At 48.0% G+C, this 23,459-nt stretch carries 20 protein-coding genes; 6 read left to right on the top strand and 14 right to left on the bottom strand.

Annotated elements, in window-relative coordinates; all coding sequences use genetic code 11:
• Positions 1-29 precede the first annotated feature (29 nt).
• From pepF to ABXR35_RS04165, 3 genes are all read left to right on the top strand, one after another.
• On the top strand, positions 30-1,820 hold the full coding sequence (gene pepF, locus ABXR35_RS04175; RefSeq protein ID WP_367055848.1) for an oligoendopeptidase F: 1,791 nt from the start codon (positions 30-32) through the stop codon (positions 1,818-1,820).
• A 254-nt stretch (positions 1,821-2,074) separates the two neighbouring features.
• A complete protein-coding gene (locus ABXR35_RS04170; protein ID WP_367055846.1) occupies positions 2,075-2,428 on the top strand; it encodes a LapA family protein in 354 nt (117 codons plus the stop codon).
• 212 nt (positions 2,429-2,640) lie between these two features.
• Positions 2,641-3,678, top strand: coding sequence for a M42 family metallopeptidase (locus tag ABXR35_RS04165; protein WP_367055843.1), 1,038 nt, complete (start codon positions 2,641-2,643; stop codon positions 3,676-3,678).
• A gap of 309 nt (positions 3,679-3,987) precedes the next feature.
• Here ABXR35_RS04165 and ABXR35_RS04160 read toward each other — a convergent pair whose 3' ends face one another.
• The 9 genes from ABXR35_RS04160 to hemE form a co-directional block, all read right to left on the bottom strand.
• Entirely contained in the window at positions 3,988-5,949 is a 1,962-nt protein-coding gene (locus ABXR35_RS04160) for an ABC-F family ATP-binding cassette domain-containing protein (RefSeq protein WP_367055841.1), read from the bottom strand.
• Between the two features lie 159 nt (positions 5,950-6,108).
• Positions 6,109-6,693, bottom strand: a complete 585-nt coding sequence (locus ABXR35_RS04155; RefSeq protein ID WP_367055838.1) for a TetR/AcrR family transcriptional regulator — start codon at positions 6,691-6,693, stop codon at positions 6,109-6,111.
• Between the two features lie 10 nt (positions 6,694-6,703).
• Positions 6,704-7,540, bottom strand: coding sequence for a DUF92 domain-containing protein (locus tag ABXR35_RS04150; protein ID WP_367061166.1), 837 nt, complete (start codon positions 7,538-7,540; stop codon positions 6,704-6,706).
• A gap of 11 nt (positions 7,541-7,551) precedes the next feature.
• Positions 7,552-8,178 (bottom strand): fumarylacetoacetate hydrolase family protein, encoded by a 627-nt coding sequence (locus tag ABXR35_RS04145; RefSeq protein ID WP_367061163.1) that lies wholly within the window; start codon positions 8,176-8,178, stop codon positions 7,552-7,554.
• 81 nt (positions 8,179-8,259) lie between these two features.
• Positions 8,260-9,753: a CapA family protein gene (locus ABXR35_RS04140; protein WP_367055835.1), complete on the bottom strand. Its 1,494-nt coding sequence runs from the start codon at positions 9,751-9,753 to the stop codon at positions 8,260-8,262.
• Between the two features lie 241 nt (positions 9,754-9,994).
• Positions 9,995-10,546 carry a PTS sugar transporter subunit IIA gene (locus tag ABXR35_RS04135; RefSeq protein WP_436669320.1) on the bottom strand — a complete coding sequence of 184 codons (552 nt, stop codon included), beginning with the start codon at positions 10,544-10,546 and terminating at the stop codon, positions 9,995-9,997.
• Between the two features lie 199 nt (positions 10,547-10,745).
• Complete coding sequence (hemY, locus tag ABXR35_RS04130; RefSeq protein ID WP_367055833.1) at positions 10,746-12,176, bottom strand: protoporphyrinogen oxidase; 1,431 nt, start codon at positions 12,174-12,176, stop codon at positions 10,746-10,748.
• Entirely contained in the window at positions 12,173-13,126 is a 954-nt protein-coding gene (gene hemH / locus ABXR35_RS04125) for a ferrochelatase (protein WP_367055830.1), read from the bottom strand. Before hemH ends, hemY begins: the two co-directional genes overlap by 4 nt.
• 316 nt (positions 13,127-13,442) lie before the next feature.
• On the bottom strand, positions 13,443-14,501 hold the full coding sequence (gene hemE / locus ABXR35_RS04120) for a uroporphyrinogen decarboxylase (RefSeq protein ID WP_367055828.1): 1,059 nt from the start codon (positions 14,499-14,501) through the stop codon (positions 13,443-13,445).
• A 399-nt stretch (positions 14,502-14,900) separates the two neighbouring features.
• Here hemE and ABXR35_RS04115 point away from each other — a divergent pair, with 399 nt between their 5' ends.
• Positions 14,901-16,142: an MFS transporter gene (locus ABXR35_RS04115; RefSeq protein ID WP_367055825.1), complete on the top strand. Its 1,242-nt coding sequence runs from the start codon at positions 14,901-14,903 to the stop codon at positions 16,140-16,142.
• A gap of 171 nt (positions 16,143-16,313) precedes the next feature.
• Here the strand turns inward: ABXR35_RS04115 and ABXR35_RS04110 are convergent, their stop codons facing one another.
• Together ABXR35_RS04110 and ABXR35_RS04105 are read right to left on the bottom strand one after the other, a co-directional pair.
• Complete coding sequence (locus ABXR35_RS04110; protein WP_367055822.1) at positions 16,314-17,222, bottom strand: arginase family protein; 909 nt, start codon at positions 17,220-17,222, stop codon at positions 16,314-16,316.
• A gap of 36 nt (positions 17,223-17,258) precedes the next feature.
• The gene (locus ABXR35_RS04105) at positions 17,259-17,903 is read right to left on the bottom strand and encodes an O-methyltransferase (protein ID WP_367055819.1); all 645 of its coding nucleotides are present in this window, start codon (positions 17,901-17,903) and stop codon (positions 17,259-17,261) included.
• 396 nt (positions 17,904-18,299) lie between these two features.
• On the opposite strand from ABXR35_RS04105, the gene ABXR35_RS04100 reads away from it, so the two are divergent.
• Positions 18,300-19,460, top strand: a complete 1,161-nt coding sequence (locus tag ABXR35_RS04100) for a THUMP domain-containing class I SAM-dependent RNA methyltransferase (RefSeq protein WP_367055817.1) — start codon at positions 18,300-18,302, stop codon at positions 19,458-19,460.
• Between the two features lie 537 nt (positions 19,461-19,997).
• Positions 19,998-22,025 carry an LTA synthase family protein gene (locus ABXR35_RS04095; protein ID WP_367055814.1) on the top strand — a complete coding sequence of 676 codons (2,028 nt, stop codon included), beginning with the start codon at positions 19,998-20,000 and terminating at the stop codon, positions 22,023-22,025.
• A gap of 193 nt (positions 22,026-22,218) precedes the next feature.
• Here ABXR35_RS04095 and ABXR35_RS04090 read toward each other — a convergent pair whose 3' ends face one another.
• The 3 genes from ABXR35_RS04090 to ABXR35_RS04080 all read right to left on the bottom strand — a co-directional run bounded on the left by ABXR35_RS04090 (position 22,219) and on the right by ABXR35_RS04080 (position 23,152).
• On the bottom strand, positions 22,219-22,458 hold the full coding sequence (locus ABXR35_RS04090) for a YuzB family protein (RefSeq protein ID WP_367055812.1): 240 nt from the start codon (positions 22,456-22,458) through the stop codon (positions 22,219-22,221).
• A 26-nt stretch (positions 22,459-22,484) separates the two neighbouring features.
• Positions 22,485-22,793 (bottom strand): HesB/IscA family protein, encoded by a 309-nt coding sequence (locus ABXR35_RS04085; RefSeq protein WP_367055810.1) that lies wholly within the window; start codon positions 22,791-22,793, stop codon positions 22,485-22,487.
• Positions 22,794-22,891: 98 nt separating this feature from the next.
• Positions 22,892-23,152: a hypothetical protein gene (locus ABXR35_RS04080; protein ID WP_367055807.1), complete on the bottom strand. Its 261-nt coding sequence runs from the start codon at positions 23,150-23,152 to the stop codon at positions 22,892-22,894.
• Between the last annotated feature and the right edge of the window lie 307 nt (positions 23,153-23,459).

Raw genomic sequence — 23,459 nt, 5'->3', positions numbered from 1 at the left:
GATTCACATCACCCGAGGAGGAAATGAACATGCAAAAAGTACTCAAGCGCTCCGAAGTATCACCCGAAAACTGCTGGAACCTGAACGATCTGTTCGCTGACCAGCAAGCGTGGGATCGCACCCATGACGAAGTGAAAGCCAAACTGCCTCAGGGTGAGCAATTAAAAGGCAAGCTGAATACCGCTAGTGCGGTCAAGCAAGCGTTTGAATTGGAAGACGAAATTGGGCTGCAAATTGAGCGTCTCTATGTATATGCGCATATGCACCAGGATGAGGACACTGCGAATCCTACATACCAGGCATTGACTCAAAAAGCGAGAAAATTGAGCGTAGACGCCAGTCAGGCGCTTTCTTTTATTACACCAGAAATTCTGAGCCTGTCGGATGACAAGCTGGATGAATTACTGGAATCGCCGGAGTTGCAAGCATACCGGTTCAGTCTGCAAGAAATGAAGCGTGAAAAGGCGCATATTCTGACCGAAGCGGAAGAAGCATTGCTCGCTCAGGTCGGCAATCTGTCGCAGGCTCCGCAAACGATCTTCGGCATGCTGAACAATGCGGATATGAAATTCCCAAATATCATTGATGAGCATGGTAACGAGGTCGAGCTGACACACGGTGGTTATATTCAATTTCTGGAAAGCCCGCATCGTGAAGTGCGCGAGCGTGCCTTCAAAGCGGTATACGGTACGTATGCTCGTCAGAAAAATACCATTGCAGCAACATTGACTGCCAATGTGAACAAGAACATTTTCTATTCCCGTGTACGCAAGTATCCTTCTGTTCTGGAAATGTCCCTTTATGGCGATAATATCCCAACGGATGTATATACAAACCTGATCGATACCATCCACGAAAGTCTGCCGATTATGCACCGCTATATGGCGCTGCGCAAAAAGCTGCTCGGTGTGGATGAACTGCATATGTATGATCTGTTTGCGCCGCTGGTGGAAGAGTTCAAAATGGACATCACCTATGAAGAAGCGAAGACAATCGTAGCCGAAGGTTTGCAACCACTCGGCGAAGATTATCTGAATTCGCTCAACAAAGGCTACAACGAGAGCTGGATTGACGTTTACGAAAATGAGGGCAAACGTACTGGCGCTTACAGCTGGGGAGCTTATGGCACACATCCGTATGTGCTGCTCAACCACAAGGATAATCTGAACAGCATGTTTACACTGGCACACGAAATGGGTCATGCGCTGCACTCGTATTATTCCGACAATGCACTCTCCTATCGCGATGCGCAGTACACTATTTTCTTAGCAGAGGTCGCTTCTACTACCAACGAAGCGTTGCTAATGGATTATCTGCTCAAAAAGTCGACCGATCCGAAAGAAAAAATGTACCTGCTTACCTACTATGCCGATCAATTCCGTACGACTGTTTTCCGTCAAACGATGTTTGCCGAATTCGAGATGATCGTACATGCGCGTAGTGAAGCAGGCGAGTCACTGACACCGCAGGATCTGTCCCAAATTTATTATGATCTGAATGCCAAATACCACGGCGATGGGATGACCGTCGATCAGGATATTGAGATGGAATGGGCACGTATTCCCCATTTCTATAACAGCTTCTATGTGTACAAATACGCAACCGGCTTCTCCGCAGCAACCAGCTTCTCCAAGCAGATTTTGGAGGAAGGTCAACCAGCAGTCGACCGTTACCTCGGCTTCCTGAAAAGCGGTGGCAGCGACTATTCTATCAACATTTTGGCAAAAGCCGGTGTCGATATGTCTACGCCACAGCCGATTCGCGAAGCGATGAGTGTATTTGAAAGTCTGGTCAGCGAAATGGAGCAACTCGCCAACTGATCCTGTTTATTTACACCGGCAATTCATGTTCCATACAACCAGATTGCCGAGCAGCTATTGTCCCTCCCTCTTGTCAGTCCTCATAAAGCTGCCGCACGCCTGCGTCGAACTCCATGTTCGCTTCGCAGGCGTGCTTATTGTGTGCATTGAAGCTAACAAGCGATATGTGGCTGTTTATGTTGCTCTGAATTACTTTATATAGTAGTAGACAACCTATGCCATATGTGATGAAGATTTGAAAGGGGTTATGTATAATGAAATTTCAATGGACACTGATTCTGGGACTGATTTTTGCAGTTGTGATTGCCATCTTCGCCGTGATTAATGTGAATCCGGTGCAGGTCAATCTGATGTTTAATGTCGTACAGCTACCGCTGATTCTGCTTATTCTCGGCTGTACACTTGCAGGTGGCTTGATCGTAGGCTTTTATGGTATTTATCGCCAATACCGTTTACAGCGTAAAGTGAAGCAATTGGAAGCGCAAATTGCTCAACTGGGTGAAACGCCTGTAGCTGATAGCGGTCCAGTAGGCAATGTAGAGTTTGACGATATGTATGATCGCAAAGAAGATCCGGCAGTTTCGTCCTTTTCGGATCGTAAGCTGTAATATATCCGCAATATGTATCTTAGCTGAATCATCTGTTAGTTTAACCGATCCACCTGCTGCCTGACCGGAGTTCTCCGGCGGTGCACAGGTGGATTTTTACTGGCTAAGACTATGTAAAACTGGTATGTTGGTTATATTGTGCCTTTGGAGGCTCACTGAGATTTTGACTATGCCGTACAGCCTGTGTTGACTGTGCAAAAGGAGATCGAATAATGTCCATTACCATGAACCGCGAATACACCCTTTCCCTACTTCAGCAGCTGCTGGAAACGCCTAGCCCGACTGGCTATACGCATCATCTGCTGACAACGCTGCATGAGGAAGCACTCAAATTCGGCGTACAGGCGGAATACAATCATAAAGGCGGGTTGATCCTAACGCTTGAAGGTCAAGATGATTCCCGTACGATTGCGTTAAGCGGTCATGTCGATACGCTAGGTGCAATGGTTCGTGCCGTTAAGCCTGATGGCAAAATCCGCATGACAATGGTCGGCGGCTTTACGATGAACAGTATTGAAAATGAATACTGCGTCATTCATACTCGCAGCGGCAAAACGTACACTGGCACCATCCTCTCCACCTCACCGTCGGTGCATGTATACGACAATGCCGACACGCTAAAGCGTACCGAGGATCATATGGAGGTACGCATTGATGAGATGGTTACATCCAAAGAAGATGTAGACCAGCTAGGGATTCAGGTCGGTGATTACATATCCTTTGACGCCCGTCCGGTGATTACAGATAGTGGATATATCAAATCCCGTCATTTGGATGACAAAGCGAGTGTTGCCGCTATATTCGGGCTGCTGGAATCGGCCCATACCCATAATTGGAAGCCGCGTCATACGGTGAAGCTGCTCATTTCCAATTATGAAGAGGTCGGTCATGGCACCGCGTATATTCCGGGCGATATTGACGAGATGATTGCGGTCGATATGGGTTGCATCGGTGATGATCTGTCCTGTAAGGAAACGGATGTATCGATCTGTGTCAAAGACAGCTCCGGTCCATACGATTATGAGATGACTGGCAAGCTGGCTGAATTGGCACGCCGCGAACAGATTCCATTTGCGCTGGATGTATATCCGCATTACGGTTCCGACGCATCGGCTGCACTGCGCGGTGGCAACAATATCCGCGCCGCTTTGATCGGTCCGGGCGTACATGCTTCGCACTCGATGGAGCGTACACATAGCGATGCTGTTATCAATACCGCACGTCTGCTGGGAGCTTATATTACCGAATAACCAGTCAGCTGGAAACGATAAGTTTAGCATTTGTGCACCAGCGATAGATAGTGCATCATGCCAACGATCCTGTACAATACCAGCTATATTGTAAATTACCAATTATAGTGACTGACAAAAAGACTCCCTGTCGCATCAGGATCAACATCTGTTGATTCTAATGCGCAGGGAGTCTTTGTATGTTCTATTTGCTTGGTAAACCGCTCTAGCTAGCATAGCTTACAGAGCAAACACAGTTGATAAGTGATTGTTTAAGATGCTACTAAATCCAATATAAGCGTCATACATGCATCATCCAATTCAGCGCACTCAGCCCTGCTGTTCAATCTTCTCCGCCAGCTCGTTCAAATATGTCCAGCGTTCCATCAAACGCTCTAGCTCCTGCTCACCTGCCGCCTGCTCTGCCATCAGTTCCTGCAAGCGTACCGAGTCGTTGAATGCTGCTTCCATCTCGGTTGTGATACGGCTAAGCTTGCTTTCGGCAGCTTCGATCATACTGTCGATTTGCTCGTATTCGCGCTGTTCCTTGTAGCTGAATTTGAGCTTATCGCGGGATGAGGTTCGTTTCCCAGCATCAGGCGCAGCGTCGGCTGTTGCATCGCTGGATACTGATGCTCCAGTGGAGACTTTGCTGGCAGAGGTTTCTTTGCCCATATCATTCGTTTTCAGCTGCTGACCGCCTGTACGTTCTTCATACTCGCTATAGTTGCCCGCATGAATACTAACTACACCGCCACCTTCAAAGGCAAACATCTTCTCACATGTTCGATCCAAAAAGTAGCGATCATGAGATACGACCAGCACAACGCCAGGGAATTCTTCCAAATAATCTTCCAGTACTGTCAGCGTCGTAATATCCAGATCATTGGTCGGCTCATCCAGCAGCAGTACATTCGGTGCGCTCATCAGCACACGCAGCAGATACAAGCGACGCTTCTCTCCACCAGACAGCTTGGCAATCGGTGTCCATTGCGCAGATGGCGTGAACAGGAAGCGTTCCAGCATCTGCGCAGCGGTAATACTGCTGCCGTCCGATGTTTTCACGACTTCGGCGGCTTCCTTGATGTATTCGATTACCCGCATTGTTTCGTCCATTTCCTGATGCTCTTGAGTGAAATAGCCAAATTTGACGGTTTGACCTGTAATAATCTGTCCACTGGATGGCTGCAATTTGCCGGAAATCAGGTTGAGCAGCGTCGATTTACCACGACCATTCGGTCCGACAATCCCGATCCGATCACCCGCTACCGCATGATACGTCAGATCATGAATGAGTTCTCGACCGCCCAATGTGAGTGATACATGATCCAATTCGATAATCTGCTTGCCCAATCGCGAGGAGATGGTCGACACTTCCAACTGATCGTTCCGACGAGTAGGACCGTCATTTTTCAATTGTTCAAATCGGTCGATTCTCGCCTTCTGCTTGGTCGTCCGCGCCTTCGCACCACGACGAATCCATGCCAGTTCACGGCGCAGCAGGTTTTGGCGTTTATCCTCAGTCGCAGCTTCGCGCTCCATCCGCTCTGCTTTTAGCTCCAGATAACGGCTATAGTTGGCTTCATATCGATATAACCGACCTTGATCCAGCTCCAGCATAACCGTAGCCACACGATCCAGAAAATAACGATCATGCGTAATCATCAGCAAGGCGCCACGCCGTCTTTGCAAATATTGCTCTAACCATGTCACGGAATCGTGGTCGATATGGTTCGTCGGCTCGTCCAAGATCAGCAGCTCGGCAGGCTGAATCAGCGCTGTTGCGAGCGCGACCCGTTTACGCTGACCACCGGACAATGTGCCCATGAGTGCATCGTAACGGGTAATACCGAGCTTAGACAATACGTTTTTCGCTTCGCTTTCCAGCGACCATGCGTCCAGTCGATCCATATCATGGCTGACCTGTACTAGCTGTTTTTGCAGCCCTGCATCCTCCGGTGTCTGCTCCAACTGCTCCATAACATTCATATAGGCGCTAACCGCCTGCAATTCTTCACCGCCGCCCTCAAACACTTGACGCAATACAGTCGCTTCGGGATCATACGGCGGATTTTGTGCCAGATAGCGGACACGGACGCTGTTGTTGATCACAACTTTGCCGCTGTCAGGCGGCTCCAATCCGGCGATAATTTTCAGAAACGTAGATTTACCCGTTCCGTTCACCCCGATAATGCCGACCTTGTCGCGGTCGTCCATGCCAAACGAGGCGTCTTCAAACAATATTTTATCGCCAAAGCTTTTGGCGAGTGATTCCACAGTCATTATGTTCATTGCGATTCACCTTCTCAGGCATCTGCCTGCTGCATATTTTGGGCATGACACGATAGCGGATACCGCATCGTCACGCCGATACCCGCTATTATACCATGATTGATGAATAGAGTTGGAACATATACAGCGAAAAGCTGCCCTCAATCTTCCAAATGATGATTACTGCTCAGGATTCACCTGTCGTTCGCAGCCCTGCAAGAACAGATCAGCGACAAAGCGCGTACGCTCGTGCAGCTGCTGCTCGCTAAAATCAGGATTAAACATCAAGTCCATTTTCACACGATCCAGCATACCGATATACGATTCGGCACACCATTGTGCATGAGATACGTTGCCATCTTCCAGCACATCCAGCACAATCTGCATATAACGAAGCATGAATTGGCGCATATATGCCATCAGCTCTGGATCGTTGTTCGGTGCACGGAAAACGAGCTTTGTATAATGTCGACGGTCAAAATAGTATTTCATATGATGGAGTGCAATCACATACAGCTGATCCGCCATATTCGTGCAGGAGCGTAGCGCTTCCTCCAGATTATCAAGAAACTGTTCGCAATCGCGGCGTGTCACCGCCAAGCACAATTCCTCTTTACTTTTAAAATACAAATAGACCGTCCCCTTGGCGATACCGGCCCGGTGCGCAATATCCGAAATCTTGGTCTCGTAAAATCCGTCCAGACCAAACAATTCATAAGCAGCATCCAATATTAAATCTAGTTTGTCTCCCGTTGTGCCGCTCATACGCCACCTCCTATATCACTAAAAACAGCAGCGCCACCGCTCCGCCTACAATGGAGCTGATCGCATTGACCATATCGTTGTTCATCCAGCGCCAGCCGCGTGCATACACGGTTGGCTGTCCGCAGTGCATCGTAGTCTCCACGATTTTGTTGCAGACCTGACAGCGGTACATTAGCTGTACCGTCGCCCCCAGATACGAATCGGCAAAACAACCCGCCAGACCTCCAATCAAGCCTGCTAGGATGATCTGCCAACCTCCATGTATTAGATCGGGTCCGCCGGAATATTCAGTATAAGGATTACCCACAGGAGAGATCACCGAAAACACCCACGCTGCAATTCCGATCACTAGACCGCCTGCTGCGGCTGCTACCGTGCCTCGAAGTGAGATGCCACCAGATGCCCCCGGTTCCAGTATACGTCCGTTCAGTACCGAACGTGGTGGCTTACGGCTTAGGCTTCCCCATTCGGTCGCCCATGTGTCTGCCGTAACCGTTGCCATAATGCCGACAAATGCCAGCATCCATGCCGGGTGTGGCGCAATGGCATGACCAATACACAGCAACATACCCAGTCCACCGTTCGCAAATACCTGTCCAGCATCGCGTCGCGAGCCTTTGGCGTAGTCCTGTTCCATTTTGCGTTTACGTTCACGCTTCATTTTCGATAATACACTGCCGCTAATGAAGAAAATAATCAGCAGCCCAAACCAGAGCAAATTGCCTGCTCCGTAATAAATCGTACCCATGATCCCTGCTGCACAGGCACCGGAGCCAGACAACCAGCGCTTGCGATACCCCAACCCGGAAATAAGGCCGGCACAGAGCGCGCCGACCAGCCAATCGATTCCGTTGTTCATCATTCAGCAATCCGACAAGTGCCGACGGATTGTCCAGCATAGATCAGTTCAAATGTATCGCCAGCCGCGACCGGACCTACACCTTCTGGTGTACCAGTGAAAATAATATCGCCTGCGGACAATCCATACGTCTCACCAATATGTTCCATGATCGTTTCCAGAGAGAAAATCATATTCTTCGTGGAGCCGAGCTGCATCTGTTGATCATTTTTCAGTAGGGCAAATTCATTATCCAGCCAGCCTTGATCACCGGGAAATGGAATAAATTCAGTCACAGGTGCGGAGTTTTTGAATCCTTTTGCCGCTGTCCATGGATGCCCTTTTTTCTTGAGTACGCTTTGTACATCGCGCAATGTAAAATCAATCCCCAGTGCTACACCATCTACGAGCTGCTCGGCAGACAATCCCGGTTCATACTCTCGTCCGATACGTACCACCAGCTCGGCTTCGTAATGAATCTCGCCTTGATCGGTAGGCAGCACCAAAGAATCCGTTGTGAATGGTACTGCCGCGTGGGAAGGCTTGAGAAAAATCATCGGTGATGTTGGTACCTCGTTGCCTAGTTCTTCGGCATGCAGCCGGTAATTACGTCCTACACAGTATACGTTGCGAATGGAACTCATTATGAACATTCTCCTCTGCGACTAATTTATAAATATACACTGTTGTAATGAATATACTTGGTTATGGATGCAGATGGCAATGACTTATGGTATCGCATTCCCTTTTACATCAAAGCGAATATTGCTGGACAGACTCTGCAATCGCTGCAATAGTGTCTGCGCCTGTGGTTCCGCCATCGGCACCGGTTGCCCAAGATTCGCGGTATACGGAATCACCTTCATGCTACATTCGCCCTTGATGCTGCATACCGCCTCAAATACGCCGGTATCCCAAGTTTTCTCAGTTAAGGAATGAGTGAAAATAAAATTACCCGTACTGTAGGCAATCCATTTGCCTTTGTATTGCTCTAATCCTTGCAGCACATGTGGATGACCGCCAACAACCAGATCGGCACCTGCGTCAATAAAGCGATGCGCCAGATCGGTCTGATGATCGACCGTTGTATCGGAACGCTCTACGCCCCAATGAGCTACCACAACGACCAAATCGGCATTGCTTTTGGCTTCACGGATAGCAGCCTCAGCGGCGGTTGCATCATAAGCAGTCGCTACGCCGGGCTGGTTTTTGCCAGCATTCCAGCTTGCTTCTGGAATTACACGGCTGAAGCCAAGCAGCGCAATCTTGATCCCTTTTCGTTCCACATAGACTGGCTGATACGCACGCGTGCTGTCTTTGCCAGCACCGACATATTGTACACCGCTCTGATCAAGCTGCTTGATCGTATCCGTCAATCCGCTAACACCTTGATCCAGAATATGATTATTCGCCAGATTAACGGCATCAATCCCTGCGGCTGCCATATGCGGTAGTGCTTCTGGGGAAGACTTAAAGGTATACGTTTTATTCGCTGCTGTCGTATTCGAGCTGGTCACTGGCGTTTCCAAATTGACAACGGTCAGATCATCCGATGTGAACAGCTTTTTCACATATTCATATGGGTAATCATACCCTTTCTGCGCCAGCAATTCACCTACTTTGCCGGAAAACATCACATCACCGCCAAAATGAAGCGTGACCGTTTGTCCATCAGGAACCGTATCGGTTTGCGGCTCCAACGTTGGCGTTGTGGATGCAGCAGAATCATCCGTTTTCGGTGAAGGATTGTTCGTTGCATCTGCATCTGTGTCATTAGATGCTGACTGTTCTGGGGAGGATGATTCGTCGGATGTCCCTTGCTCTTGCGATGGTGGCTGTGTCTCAGATGTAAACTCCTCTGTATCAGCAGAAGCATGAGGATATTCCGTATCGGTTGGTGTCTGCTCATTGTCAGTAGGCAACGCTCCAGACTCCGATTCAGGTAAAAGATCGCCGGATTCATCCTCCATAGTCGCTGTATCCGACGATGTCGGCGCATCATGAGGTTCTTCTGCTACCCCCTGCGGCATTGACGTTGTCGCAGCAGCGATGGTTTGTGATCCAGACTGTGAGTGTTCATTCATCCAATATACCATTCCAACCAGGACAACCGCCGCGACCAGCACCGTATTCAGCAGCAGCCAGCGTCTGAATCGGCGCTTGCGTCGCCGTATTGCTTCCTGTCTTTGGTGGCGGTTTTGTTCTGATCGTGTTGAATACATATATTACTCCTTTTCATCTTACGTCCTGTTTAGTATAACAGGTTCGTATAAGGAGCGAAAAGCGCGATGCCCGCCAGCCCAATCACCGCAAGGGTTGAACGCTGCTTGAGTCAGTTGAGATCCAAGGTGGAGATATCGTTATATAGCACAGCATTCCAACCTTGCTTGTCGGGGGACATCATAAGCGACACTAAGCAGAAATAATGATCATTATTCATTTCATTCTCCTGCAACAGTATTGTTAACGCACCTCAGACAATACCTCATATGCTTCCTGATTCGATTGTACCGACAATAGGCGTTCTCGGAAGGAATCGTCCATCAGCTTGCGAGACAGCATTTGCAATAGTTTTAGATGGGCATCACTTTCACCCTCAATCGGTGCGGCGATCATGAATATAAGACGTACTTCAGTGCCGTCTGCACTATTCCAATTCACACCTTCACGTTTCATCCCGAATACGATACGCGGCTGCTTCACAGCATCCGATTTGCCATGCGGCATCGCAACATTCATCCCAATGCCAGTTGAGCTTTCCTGTTCGCGCTCCAGAATCGCCTGCTTGAATTGCGATTTGGACGTTAGGATGTCTTCCCGATCCAGCACGTCGATCAGTTCGTCAATAATATCATCCTGTGTATCACCTGCAAGCTGAAATACGATGGACTGGGGTGTGAGAATATCGGTTAACGCATGAATGCTTTCCTTTTTCACACCGACCTCTTCGTTATGATTATCCTGATGATCAGCCTCTGTATGATCACCAGTCTGATGATTGGAATGTGAACTCATAATAGGTTTCTCCCCTTTTGCAATAAAAATAGGACATAATGGGTTTCTTTACGTGTCAACGCTTACATACCGTTTAACCAGAAAGCCAACATTAGAATAGCAGACGACAAAAATCCCGGCTGGTGATCATACACCAACCGGGATCATAATGGTATCAGCAGTTCGTCATTCACTGATAGCCCTTAAACGATCTACTGTCTTAGTTCAATACGCGTGACGACACGGTACGCTGAGCTTCCAGTTGAGCGGCATCTCTAGCGGTACGAATGCAGTCTGGCAAACCTACACCGTCATAACCTGCACCCAACAGCAGCATACCTGGGCGTTCCTCAGCTAATTGGCTGCGCAACGCGCTAATGCTATCCATATGACCGACCGGATACTGCGGCATCGAACGGCGCAGACGCGTAATCTCAGTAAACAGCGGCGTTGCCTCAATGCCCATCAACTCGCGCATATCATGCAATACTTTTGCTGTAATCTGTTCATCAGACTCGTCGACAATCTGCTCCTGTCCATCGCGACCCACATAAAAGCGCATCAGTACCCGATCATCTGGGCTAGTATGCAGCCATTTGGTCGATGTCCATGTGCAAGCCGTGATCGTACGACCTTCCTTACGTGGAACGAGGAAGCCAGAACCATCGTATTCCGTTTCAATGTCTTTACGGTCAAATGCCATTACGACATTGGCAACCGATACATAGTTGATTTGATCCAACGCAGTCGTATCCACATGCCCTTTTAACAGCGGCGAAGCAGCAAAAGCAGGCACTGTGACTACAACATGCTCTGCTTCCAGCGTACTACCATCGCTAAGCGTGATCGTATACAGACCGTTCTCGTAGCGAATCGATTCTGCGCCAGTGTTCAGCTTGCATTCCACATCGATCGCCAATTCTTGCTCCAACCGATCGGTTAGACTTTGCAGACCGTTTTTGAAAGTATAAAATGTACTCTTCTTCGTACCGGTATGCGTCTCGACTGGCTTGCGTCCGGTATTCATGCCTTTGATCAGGCTACCGTACTCGCGTTCCACGACACCGAATTGCGGAAATGTTGCCTGCAAACTCAGCTTGCGCGTATCGCCAGCATAAATGCCTGCCAGCAGCGGCTCAGTCACATTTTCTAATACTTCCTTGCCCAGACGACGCTCGATAAAATCGCCTAGCGACTCATCGTTTCCGTCCATTTTGGCAGGCAGTAGAAAATCTTCCAGCGCCCGAATTTTGCCATCCATAGAGATTAGATCACTTTCCATAAATGGACGCAGCTCAGTCGGAATACCGAGTACCAGCCCCGACGGCATCGGATGCAGCTGTCCGTCATGCAAAATATACGTTTTCTTCGCATTCGGGTTGGTTGTAACGAGATCGTCGCCCAATCCAACCTCCTGTGCCAGTTCGGTCATGGCTGTCTTGCGCGCCAGATACGAATCCGGTCCTTTTTCGATTACAAAACCGTCCTTGTGCAGCGTATGCACTTTACCGCCAAGTGAGCCGGACTGTTCCACAATCGTAATCTGTGGCGACAACTCCTGTTCACGGAAAAACTTGCGCAGATAAAACGCTGCGCTCATTCCCGTGATCCCTCCTCCGATAATAGCGATACGCCGTGCGGATGATGTCATGATACATGCACCTCTTTTGATTTGCGGATGACTTCGTCAGCCAGCACTTCCATGTACAGCTCGTCTGTGTTGAGTGAGTCGATACGCATCAGACGCATATCGATCTCTTGTGCCAGCTCCTGGGCTTCGATGTCCAGGTCGTACAATACTTCCAAGTGATCGGATACAAAACCGATCGGCGCAACCAGTACATATTTGACCTGCTCTGCGCTCAGTTCTTGCATTGTGTCCAGCACGTCCGGTCCCAGCCACGGCTCGCTCGTACGTCCAGCACTTTGCCAAGTGAATTGCCATGATGGTACATTCGCACGCTTAGCAATCGCCTCGGACGTTTCCAGCAACTGGTCGCGATACGGATCGCCTATGCTCAAGATACGCTCTGGCAGACTGTGCGCACTGAACAATACGCGCACTTCTTCACGCGTTGCGCCTGTCTCTTCAAACATCTCCAGCTTGCTGTTCACTCGGTTGGACAGCGTTTCAATCAGCTTCGGATGCAGGTGATAGCTCTCGATTGAGGTGAGATGCACACCTTCCTGCTCTGCCGTTTCATTTGCGCGCTTGAGATAGCTGCCGACGCTCATCGTCGAATAATGCGGCGCCAGTACGATGCCGATTGCTTCGGTGATGCCGTCTTTTGCCATATGCTTAATGCCATCCTCGATAAATGGATACGCATGCTTCAGCCCTTGATAGCAGATAAACTCAGTGTCACCACCTGCACTCCATTCATTGAGTTTGTTTTGCAATCCAGTCACTTGATTGTCCGTATTTTCACGTAATGGGAATACGCCACCGACAATCGCTTCATAACGGTCTTTCAATTCCTTGAGTTGTTCTGGGCTTGGCGGATTGCCTCTGCGAATATGTGTGTAGTATGCTTCCACATCTTCCAGACTAGCAGGAGTACCGTAAGACATGACCAGAACACCAATTTTTTTGTTAGCCATTAAAGATCACCTCAATAGTAAAAGTAATAAAGCAATTGCTGTCGTTTCATCCATGACAATTGTCACACCGACGATTCAAATTTCATTTAAATTTTGGAGCAATACACATAAACAAGCGTCAATTCCGAATTAACGGAATAGTGTTCCGACGACACGGATACCGCCTTCACGGTATACCGCATCTCATCGCTTATTAAATAGGGAGCATATATTGCTTCTGCTTCTGCTTCTGCTTCTGCTTCTGCTTCTGCTTCTGCTTCTGCTTCATATTATGCAGAATCCATTTTGGGATTTCCAGTTTGGATGATGGTTTTGTTTAGCCTGAGGTCGTCCGGTTTTTCAACACTTCTGCCGAATACTCATGCACATAATGCGTCAGTTCCTTCAGCTTGTCGATGGATGCTTCTGGGAACAAACCATGACCGAGATTGAAAATATACCCCGGCTCCTGCAATCCTTCGTCGATGATGCGACGGGCATGCTCATGAATCAGCGAGGATGGTCCGGTCAGCACATAAGGGTCCAGATTGCCCTGCACCGCATACTTGCCACCTAGACGGCGACGAGCTTCTGGAATCGAAACACGCCAATCCAGCCCGATCACATCCACTGGCAGATGATTCAGCTCTGGCAGCAATTCGCCTGAACTTACACCCGGAAAATAAATCTTCGGCACATTCAGATCTTTGAGCTGATCAAAAATATACGTAATCGTTGGCAGCACATACGTGCGGAAATCAAGTGGTGACAGCGCACCAACCCAGCTATCGAACAACTGGAATGCTTTACCACCATGTTCAATATGCTTGCGCAGATACGTTGCCACCATATCGCCCAGCTTGCGCATCAGCGAATGCCACAATTCCGGTTCGCTGTACATCATCGTTTTGGTACGGATGTAGCTTTTGGATGGACGTCCTTCGATCAAATAGCTAGCAATCGTAAATGGTGCACCTGCAAAGGTAATCAGCGGCACATCCAGCTCGCGATCCAGAATGCGAATCGTTTCCAGTACATGACCGAGATCGCCTTCTACATCAATAGGACGCAGACGCTCTACATCGGCAGCACTACGAATCGGGTTGTCGATCACCGGACCGATATTTTTGACAATATCAAAATCGATGCCGATTGAGGCAACCGGATTCATAATATCCGAGTACAAAATCGCCGCATCAACGCCCAGCTTGCGTACTGGCATCATCGTTACTTCGGCAGCCAGTTCGGGTTGCCGGCATATTTCCAGCAGCGTATAGTTTTCCTTAATTTTCTGATACTCCGGGTCATAGCGACCTGCTTGACGCATATACCAAACCGGCAAATGGTCGGTACTTTGCTTGAAACAGGCGCGTATGAAGGAATCGTTATAGCTCATAAATAGTCCTCCGCGTCGGTAGTCATTCATAGTGATGTTGGAAATGGGAAAGCATAACAGGATACTGCTTCTTACCCCATTTATGTCCGTTTTCGTTCGTTCTGACTCACAATTCCATTATCCTCTTTTTCAGAAGGTGTAACAACTCCCCTACGATGAACATCCCATGACAATACTATGAACGAAAATGAACGGTTTACAGACAGCTATGACAGGCAATCATTCATGAAATGCCAAAGCTTACAACAAAAAATATGGAAAAAAGCCAATAAAACCAGTATTATTGTTTCATCAGATGAAAATTGGTTTTATTTTTTTGTGATTTATGCTTCAAATCGTCCAAACGAATGTAAAACTATGGTATAATTACAGAATGTAATTGTAAGGAAGTGAAAAAGAATGAAAATTTCAAAACCTAATTTTGAAGCCTGGCAAATCAACTTAATGGTATTGTGGGTCGGGCAGTTTCTAGTGAATGCCGGAATGACTATGATCGTTCCGTTTATTGCTCTATACCTGTCGCAGGATATTGGCGTACAGGGCGAGCACCGGGTCGCCTTGTGGGCGGGCTTTATTTTTGCAGCCAACTTTGTGACTTCGTTTATTTTTCAACCGCTATGGGGCAAGCTATCAGATCAATATGGACGGAAAGTGATGCTGCTTCGCTCTGGCTTCGGGATGGCGATTGTTTTTACCGCGATGGGCTTTGCTACACAAGCATGGCATCTACTCGCCTTACGACTAATCAACGGGACCATCTCCGGCTTTAATCCAGCAGCTACCTCGCTGATTTCCAGCAATACGCCGAAAGAAAAGATGGGCTTTGCGATGGGAATCAGCCAATCCGGTACCGTAGCTGGTACCATTCTCGGACCGCTAATCGGCGGTATTCTCGCCGATACAATCGGATTCCGGTACATTTTCTATATTACGGGTTCGTGTATTTTCCTCGCCACGCTGCTAGCATTGTTTTCCGTACGTGAGACGTTCGACCGCTCTGCTGCGGCACAAATGCCCAAAACCTCTGTCTTATCTGGGTTGCGTGAATTGAGTCTGACTCCGCAGCTGCCAGCACTATTCACCGTTACGCTGTTGCTGCAATTTGCACTGATCAGCCCTATGACACTGCTGCCACTATATGTGCAGAAATTACAGGGTACTACAGAGAATCTCGCTTTATGGTCCGGTCTTGTTAGCGCCGTTACAGGGCTGTCCAATATGCTGATGGCGCCGATTCTTGGGAAGGCGAGCGACAAGTATGGCGCGCATCGAATACTTACCTTTTCCCTGATCGGCGCTGCGCTCATGCTGATTCCGCAGGCATTTGTACAAAATGTCGAGCAGTTGATCATTGTGCGGTTTTTGATGGGATTATGTATGGGCGGGCTGCTGCCAAGCGTCAACTCGCTGATCCGCTACTACACCCCGGACGGCATGGAGAGCCGAGCCTTTGGCTTCAATAGCAGTACGAATGCGCTCGGTAATATGACGGGTTCAGTCATGGGCGGTGTACTGGCAGGCTTTATCGGGGTAGAAGGACTGTTCGTCTTGTCTGGTATACTACTCATGCTGAATATGCTGTGGGTACGTGCTCGATTGTACAGCAAGCCATCCGGCGACCGACACAGCAAATCAGCCTAATGCAAAAGGAACAAGCATATTCTGCATGTTCCTCCACACTATCGTTCAATAAGAACATTATCAAGACAGAAAAAGAAGAACCGCCGTACTGCGCTGTAGGCTAGCAGTACGACGGTTCTTTTATGTTCCTTGCTAGATGTATACATCCAATTCACATCTATCTACACTTCGTCAAGCAGATTCTCCCAGCACATCCACCAGCCATTTTACAAATGGGCGTGTATAGCTTCCAGACACATCCAGTGAAGGATCAAGAATGGTCAGCTCCATTCCGATTGCCTTGTCACTATCCAGTAGCGGCTTCAGTAGTGCTGTCAGTTCCTCGTAAAACAGACCCTCGGGCGCTGGGCTGTCCACCGCAGGCATCAGATCGTGATGTAGCACATCCACATCCAAATGAATCCAAAAGCCATCCAGTTGCTGTGATTCTACGACCTCCAGAAAAGTCTGTGCCACAGACGCCATTCCTTCCCGCCGAACAGACGGCAAATCCACATAATGGATATCCGAATCCAGCACCGGGCGGACATAATGCTCATCATACTCTCGATTGCCGACGCAGCAAATATGCGGTTGCTGCACATAAGGTTGCTGCCCATTCAGATTGGTCAACCGCTCGTCTCCCATACCTGCAACAATCGCCAGATCCATCCCTGCTACACCACCTGTGGTGGACAACGAAGGCGGAATATAATCAGTATGCCCATCTATTAAAAAGAGTCCATAGGTCCCGCGCTGCTTCAATGCCAGCATCGTTCCGATCAGAATGCTACAATCGCCGCCAAGCAGCAATGCAAAATGCTCGGGTTGATGATCTAACTGCTGCCCTAACAGTTCTGCCTGCTCCACCGCATATTGAGCAATCTCTGGCACATGCAGCATGGGAGGATTTCCGTCCTCTGTCATGGTATACTCTGGTGGCAGCAGTTCAGCTGTCGTTGTAGCGCGTAAGCCTTCATGCAAACCAAAACTGCGCAGCCAATCCGGTAAATGACGGACACCCGGCTCTGTATCGCCGTCCTTTTTGCGCAATCCGAGATGAATCGGAAATTCCAGTATATCAATCGGTCTCCCTCTCATATTCCGATACACCTCTCTTGTCTCTATTTCACCAAATCAGGCTTTTACCATCGCAATCGCCAATCCGTCATAAGCAGGCAGCAGCGTACCGGTCAGACGCGGATCAGAAGCCATACGACGGTTGAATTCACGTACTGTCTGCACGGCTGGTCCTTGCTTGTCTGGATTCAGCGTACGTCCACGCAGCAGCAAATTATCGCCGACAATGATCGCTCCCGGTTGCGCCAGCTCTAATGCATAATCCAGATAGTTCAAATAGTTGCCTTTATCCGCATCAATGAAAAAGAAGTCAAACGTTTGTCCTTCCTGCTTCAACTGCTCCAAACTGTGCAGCGCTTCGCCGACTTTATAATGCACCTGATCTCCATAACCTGCCTGACGCAGATGCTCATGTGCCAGTGCAGCATAAGCCGGCTGCAATTCCAGCGAAGTGATCCTGCCGTCTGCGCTCAATCCGCGCGCCATACATACACCACTGTAACCACCAAGCGCACCAATTTCCAAAATGCGACTTGCGCGCGACATCTTCACCAGCAAAGTCAGCAATCGTCCATAGCCCGGCTCTACCGATACTTCCGGCATGCCCTGCTCACGAATGGTCTGCTTGATTTGAACCAGCAATGGATCTTCCTCAATCAGCTCGTTCATATAGTGTTCGGGATTGGAATGTTGTTCTGTCATGTAATGATTCTACTCCTTCAAATGTAAAATTCAGCCGGTGTACACATGGATGCTGTCCTGATAGATACACCGTATTGCTACTTGTTCATATCTGCATCCTGTTCAATCTGATGCGTATGTTACCGTTGTTTGGAATCCGTTTGTACTATCTTCCGCTTATTCATATCCCTTATTATGGAAAACAAACCTTTGTCTGCGTGCAGGAAGTTATGAATATACAAAAATCGCCGATATTACGGCACTTTTTTAACGGAAACGTTTGTAAGAACTGACGCATTCACCTATACTAGATTGTATGGCTTTCGGGCGAAACCGGCAAACGGTATATTCAATACAAAGGGAATTTTGTTCAGGAACAAAAGATCTCACTGTTTATTAGGGAGTTGAAGAAATACAATGAAATCACTGGAATTGATCGCTACTTGTCCAATGGGCATTGAGGCAGTAGTAGCACGCGAATTAAAACTGCTCGGATATGACGATGTACGCACGGAAAATGGCCGTGTTCGCTTCAGCGGCGATTATATCGACATCTGCCGCTGTAACTACTGGCTGCGCACAGCAGACCGGATCGTTATCAAAATGGCAGAATTCAAAGCAACAACATTTGACGAATTATTTGAAGGCGTAAAAGCCGTATCGTGGGCAGACTACATTCCTGCCGACGGCGAATTTCCGGTTTCTGGACGTTCACAAAAATCGCAGCTGAGCAGCGTACCCGCTTCACAAGGGATTGTCAAAAAAGCGGTCGTTGAGAAGCTCAAGCAAACGTATGAAACTGATTGGTTTCCTGAGGATGGCGCATTGTATGCGATTGATGTATCGCTATATGAAGATACAGCGCTGATCACAATGGATACAACGGGACCTTCCCTGCACAAGCGCGGATACCGCAAGCATGCAACTGAAGCGCCGCTCAAAGAAACGATGGCAGCAGCACTCATTCTGCTCAGCCGCTGGGGTCCGCATCGTCCATTGTACGATCCGTTCTGTGGCTCCGGTACGTTGCTGATTGAAGCGGCAATGATCGGTTGGAATATCGCACCCGGGCTGCGTCGTAGCTTCCCGTCAGAAGGCTGGTCCATCATTCCAGATGAGCTATGGGAACAAGCTCGCGATGAAGCATTCGATGCAGTCAACGACGATATTCCGCTGCAAATTACTGGTAGCGATATTGATCCAGAAGCGATTGAAATTGCCAAAGCATGTGCAAAAAGTGCTGGGCTAGGCAACGAAATCGAATTTAAAGTGATGCCTGTTTCGCGTATTCAGCCACAGGGCAAATTCGGCTGTATCGTTACGAACCCGCCATACGGTGAGCGTCTGAGCGAAACAAAAGAAGTCGAAGCGATGATCCGTGAGCTGGGCAAATCGTCTATTTATCTGCCGGACTGGTCTGTATTCGCGATTACGCCGACTCGTCATTTTGAACAATTTTTCGGACGTAAAGCAGACAAACGCCGCAAACTGTACAATGGTCGCATCGAGTGCCAATTTGTTCAGTATCTCGGTCCATTGCCTCCACGTCAGCGTCAAGAAGAAACGCCATCTTCATAAACTCTCAGCCTTTTCATATGTTCAAAGCAATGAGGGTCTAAGCAGATAGCATATGGCATAGACACATTGTACAGTATGCAGTCAGATCACATATCGTATAGATAGATATATAGATTGCTGACAGACTCTCATCACGGTTCCAATACGTACGTTCACGCTGATCACGAATCAGACTTGATGATAGATAGTAGACACCATCATGATTCTGATTCGGCGTGCTCGTGCGCTCTAGCTGTATGATGAGGATGTAAAGGCAATATAAATTTTATGCAGGGATGCTGCTGGTGTAAAGCCTGCGACCATCCCTTTTTTACACCTATGGCTTGGACAATAACCCTTGTGCCATACACGTACCTGCCCATGAGAGCGTCAGACCCTTGGTACAGGATGGCTTATATCTTGCACTGACGCACTTGAACTGGAGCGGGTTAACGTGTTAAACTGCACGCTAGTCATGGAATGTAAAGGACAGATTAAATTTGTAAATTGAATGTTTGGCATCATATAAGGTGATGTATTACGCAAGGGGGCTTCATTTTGGAACAGATACATTCTCGGTCGCAGCACCGCAGCTGGTATCAGCGACTGCTATGGCCGTTCGCCCCGGTCAGAATTGATTATTTGTTATTTGTAATCCTGATACTGGGTAAAATTTTGTATTTGCACAGCAATCTTCATTTGCAAAATATCGATATGAATACACTGGATGTCGTGACCGCTCTCGGTTCGATCATGCTAGCGTCGTTTTGGACCTTATGGCTTCCGCGTCGCGGACGCATCATCGGGTTGATTGTTGCCGATGTACTGCTCAGTGTGCTATTGTTCGCCGATCTTGTATATTTCCGTTATTTTCAGGATTTCATTACGATTCCGGTGCTGATGCAGGCGGGTCAGGTGGAATCGCTGGGTGGCAGCATCCGTGAACTTATTCATACCAATGATATTCTGCTATTCGCTGATGTATTACTGCTGCTTATTGTCGGGATTGTCTTGATCATAAGACGGATTACACGCGGCAAACGTAACATTTCCTATACACAACGGTCGAATATGCAGGATGGGTACAGCAGTCGGAGTCGCCGCGTGATTACTCGTCTACTGCAAGGAGTTGGCGTGTTCATACTTGGTTGTCTGTTGACCTTTGGACCGATCAAATACGCGACTTCCACTTGGGCGGTCGGGTTGTTTGTTGGTAACTGGTGGAATATGTCGCTGTATAACGTAACTGGCGTACTCGGATTTCATGGATACGATGTATATCGATACGCAGAGGATCATTTTGGCAGCGGCAGTCAGTTGTCCGCCGCTCAGACCAATGAAGTCAAAGACTGGTTTGCCGCCAAGCAGAACACCCGCTCCAAAAAGGGCGATGACGATCTGTTCGGCGCCTACAAGGGTAGCAATGTAATCGCCATTCAGGGCGAAGCATTTATGAACTTTGTCGTTGGCAAAAGCTTTAATGGGCAAGAAATTACGCCCAATATTAACCGACTGATGAAAGATAGCATCTATTTTAGCCAGTACTATCATCAGACGGGTCAGGGGCGTACATCGGATGCGGATATGGGTTCCAATGCTTCTCTGCATCCATTGCCTACCGGTTCGGTGTTCACTCGTTATGCCGATCATGAATACGACACACTGCCGAATATTCTGAACAAGCAGGGATATGATTCGTATGTATTTCATGCGTATGAGCCAAGCTTCTGGAACCGTTCGGTTATGTATCAAAATATGGGCTACACTAAATTTTTCAGCAAAAATGATTATACCATTGATGAGCCATTAGGCTGGTCTCTCGGCGACAAATCGTTTTTCCGTCAATCTGTAGAGAAAATGAGCGAAGTCAAACAGCCGTTCTATTCCTTCCTCATCACCTTGTCCAGTCACCATCCATTCACTCTGCCAGCTTCGGTACAGGAATTGGATATGGGCGATCTGTCTGGCACGACATTTGGCGATTATATTCAATCGCTGCATTATGTAGATGCCGCGCTCGGTGAGATGGAGCAGGAATTGAAGGACAAAGGATTATGGGATAAAACGATTCTGCTGTTCTACGGCGATCATGACGATTCGCTCAAGGACAAAGCACCAATGGAAGAGTTCCTTGGCAAAGACCTGTCCGATCTCGATATGGAGCAGCTAATGAATCAGGTTCCGATGCTGATTCACCTGCCGGATGGCGCTCATGCTGGTACGTATGATACACCAGCGGGTCAACTCGATATGACACCATCCATTCTGCATTTGCTCGGTGTCGATGCCAGTCCGTATTATCTGATGGGCAACGATATGTTTAACCAAAAAGAAGATAAGCTTGTCGTTCTGCGCACTGGCGCGTTCACCGATGGCAAGGTGTTCTATATTCCGTCTGCGGATGGCGTATTTGAACACGGAACAGCGTATGACTTGAAAACTCGCCAGACGACCAATCTAGAACGTGCACGCAGTGGATTTGAGGAAGCACAGAAACGGTTGAACATTTCCGATGAAGTGATTACTCATAATCTGATTCGTGAATTCCACAATGAGAAGTCAAGCAGTACGTCAAACAGTAAATAAAAACGAACACAGATAGCAGGCATCTCCTTTCTCACAAAGAGACAGTAGATGCCTGTTTTTTGCTATTTCATCCTCTATAACTTTTATCATCATAAAAAGCCCGCTTAGACGATAAACGTCCTTGCGGGCTTTGATGTAAATTAATGTCCAATCCTGTATCGAGTTTCCCCCTTCTAGGAATAGACTGTTGGTCTTAAGCTTTGGCAGAAGGCTTTTTCACAAACTTGGCGACCTTCTCCAGCACTTCTTCTTCCGTCGGAGCGCTGACATAACGACCGTTAATAAATACAAACGCGCGCTTACCACATGGACCACAATACGACTTGCAGCCGATCTTGATCTCTGCGTCGGGCGCCAGCTTTTCCAGCTTGGGGATAATACTTTTCAGGCGGATGTGATTGCACTCGTCACATACGCGAATATCGTTAGCCATGGATATTGATGTTCCCTCCGGTCATCTTAGTGATGATGGTGACCGTGATCGCCTTTGGAAGGATTCGTAATCACAAAGCCCTCTTCACCAGTATACAGGTAGTCGATTTTGACGCCATCCAGCCATGCTTCGTTTGGATCAACGGCTACATCGATTTCTTTATCGGTGGATACGACTTCTTCATTGCTTTGCGGCTCAGCCAGGTCCATACCATAGTGCACGTGGTCGCCGTGGGAATGAGTTACAAATACACGCAGTTTCAGACCTGCGTTTTCCGGTTTGTCCATCTCTTGTTTGATTACTTTCGCTGCATTGCGCGTGATTTTGACTTTCATGGAATCAGCTCCTTGAGTTCGACTTGCCTGCATAAGTACAGGACGCAATAGTACTATTGTATAACTGGTCCCATTATTACGCAAGGACAAACCCATACTCAGTGCTGCGGATTGTATTCGATGGTCGACAGTTTCGTTTCCGCTCTCGATACGAACCAGTTCATGAGCAGCAAGGTCACTCCAATATCATCTATAGGCATAAATGGCATCATGTCCGGCATTACCCAGTAGACAAGTACAGGCACTACGAACAGCAGCTTTTCTTTTAAAGGCAGTTCTCTGGAAGTCAACAATCCAGGGAGTTTTTTGAATACATGCACCCATTGTTTAGCAGAAAATAAGCGGGTCCATTTTGACATGTTGCATCTCTCCTTCATGGATTCGCGCCACAGCTGCGATCCGGGCGCTGGATGATCAAATGTTGAACGCACATGCGAGGTGCGTACTTGTATAATACGCATGGGACACAAAAAGTTTCACGAATTTCGAAAGTTATGTAAACTTTTTAGGGACGTATGAAGATATAAGAACACACATTGGAACGTATAGAGAATGCTATGTTTTGTGTCTGAACCTACTTGATAGGCACGGATAAAAAATAGAGCAACTCTCCAGCAAGGAAAGTTGCTCTTGGCTATCAAAGGTTCTTTTGAAGCGGGGATAGGA

The organism is Paenibacillus sp. JQZ6Y-1 (assembly GCF_040719145.1).
Classification (GTDB): domain Bacteria; phylum Bacillota; class Bacilli; order Paenibacillales; family Paenibacillaceae; genus Saccharibacillus; species Saccharibacillus kandeliae.
The sequence above is the reverse complement of the archived record's forward strand: the minus strand, read 5'-3'. Positions and strand labels throughout refer to the sequence as shown.

Bases quoted from the DNA above. Each gene is read 5' to 3' on its own strand.
- pepF (WP_367055848.1), top strand. From the start codon at position 30: ATGCAAAAAGTACTCAAGCGCTCCGAAGTATCACCCGAAAACTGCTGG.
- ABXR35_RS04170 (WP_367055846.1), top strand. From the start codon at position 2,075: ATGAAATTTCAATGGACACTGATTCTGGGACTGATTTTTGCAGTTGTG.
- ABXR35_RS04165 (WP_367055843.1), top strand. From the start codon at position 2,641: ATGTCCATTACCATGAACCGCGAATACACCCTTTCCCTACTTCAGCAG.
- ABXR35_RS04160 (WP_367055841.1), bottom strand. From the start codon at position 5,949: ATGAACATAATGACTGTGGAATCACTCGCCAAAAGCTTTGGCGATAAA.
- ABXR35_RS04155 (WP_367055838.1), bottom strand. From the start codon at position 6,693: ATGAGCGGCACAACGGGAGACAAACTAGATTTAATATTGGATGCTGCT.
- ABXR35_RS04140 (WP_367055835.1), bottom strand. From the start codon at position 9,753: ATGTATTCAACACGATCAGAACAAAACCGCCACCAAAGACAGGAAGCA.
- ABXR35_RS04135 (WP_436669320.1), bottom strand. From the start codon at position 10,546: ATGAGTTCACATTCCAATCATCAGACTGGTGATCATACAGAGGCTGAT.
- hemY (WP_367055833.1), bottom strand. From the start codon at position 12,176: ATGACATCATCCGCACGGCGTATCGCTATTATCGGAGGAGGGATCACG.
- hemH (WP_367055830.1), bottom strand. From the start codon at position 13,126: ATGGCTAACAAAAAAATTGGTGTTCTGGTCATGTCTTACGGTACTCCT.
- hemE (WP_367055828.1), bottom strand. From the start codon at position 14,501: ATGAGCTATAACGATTCCTTCATACGCGCCTGTTTCAAGCAAAGTACC.
- ABXR35_RS04115 (WP_367055825.1), top strand. From the start codon at position 14,901: ATGAAAATTTCAAAACCTAATTTTGAAGCCTGGCAAATCAACTTAATG.
- ABXR35_RS04110 (WP_367055822.1), bottom strand. From the start codon at position 17,222: ATGAGAGGGAGACCGATTGATATACTGGAATTTCCGATTCATCTCGGA.
- ABXR35_RS04105 (WP_367055819.1), bottom strand. From the start codon at position 17,903: ATGACAGAACAACATTCCAATCCCGAACACTATATGAACGAGCTGATT.
- ABXR35_RS04100 (WP_367055817.1), top strand. From the start codon at position 18,300: ATGAAATCACTGGAATTGATCGCTACTTGTCCAATGGGCATTGAGGCA.
- ABXR35_RS04090 (WP_367055812.1), bottom strand. From the start codon at position 22,458: ATGGCTAACGATATTCGCGTATGTGACGAGTGCAATCACATCCGCCTG.
- ABXR35_RS04085 (WP_367055810.1), bottom strand. From the start codon at position 22,793: ATGAAAGTCAAAATCACGCGCAATGCAGCGAAAGTAATCAAACAAGAG.
- ABXR35_RS04080 (WP_367055807.1), bottom strand. From the start codon at position 23,152: ATGTCAAAATGGACCCGCTTATTTTCTGCTAAACAATGGGTGCATGTA.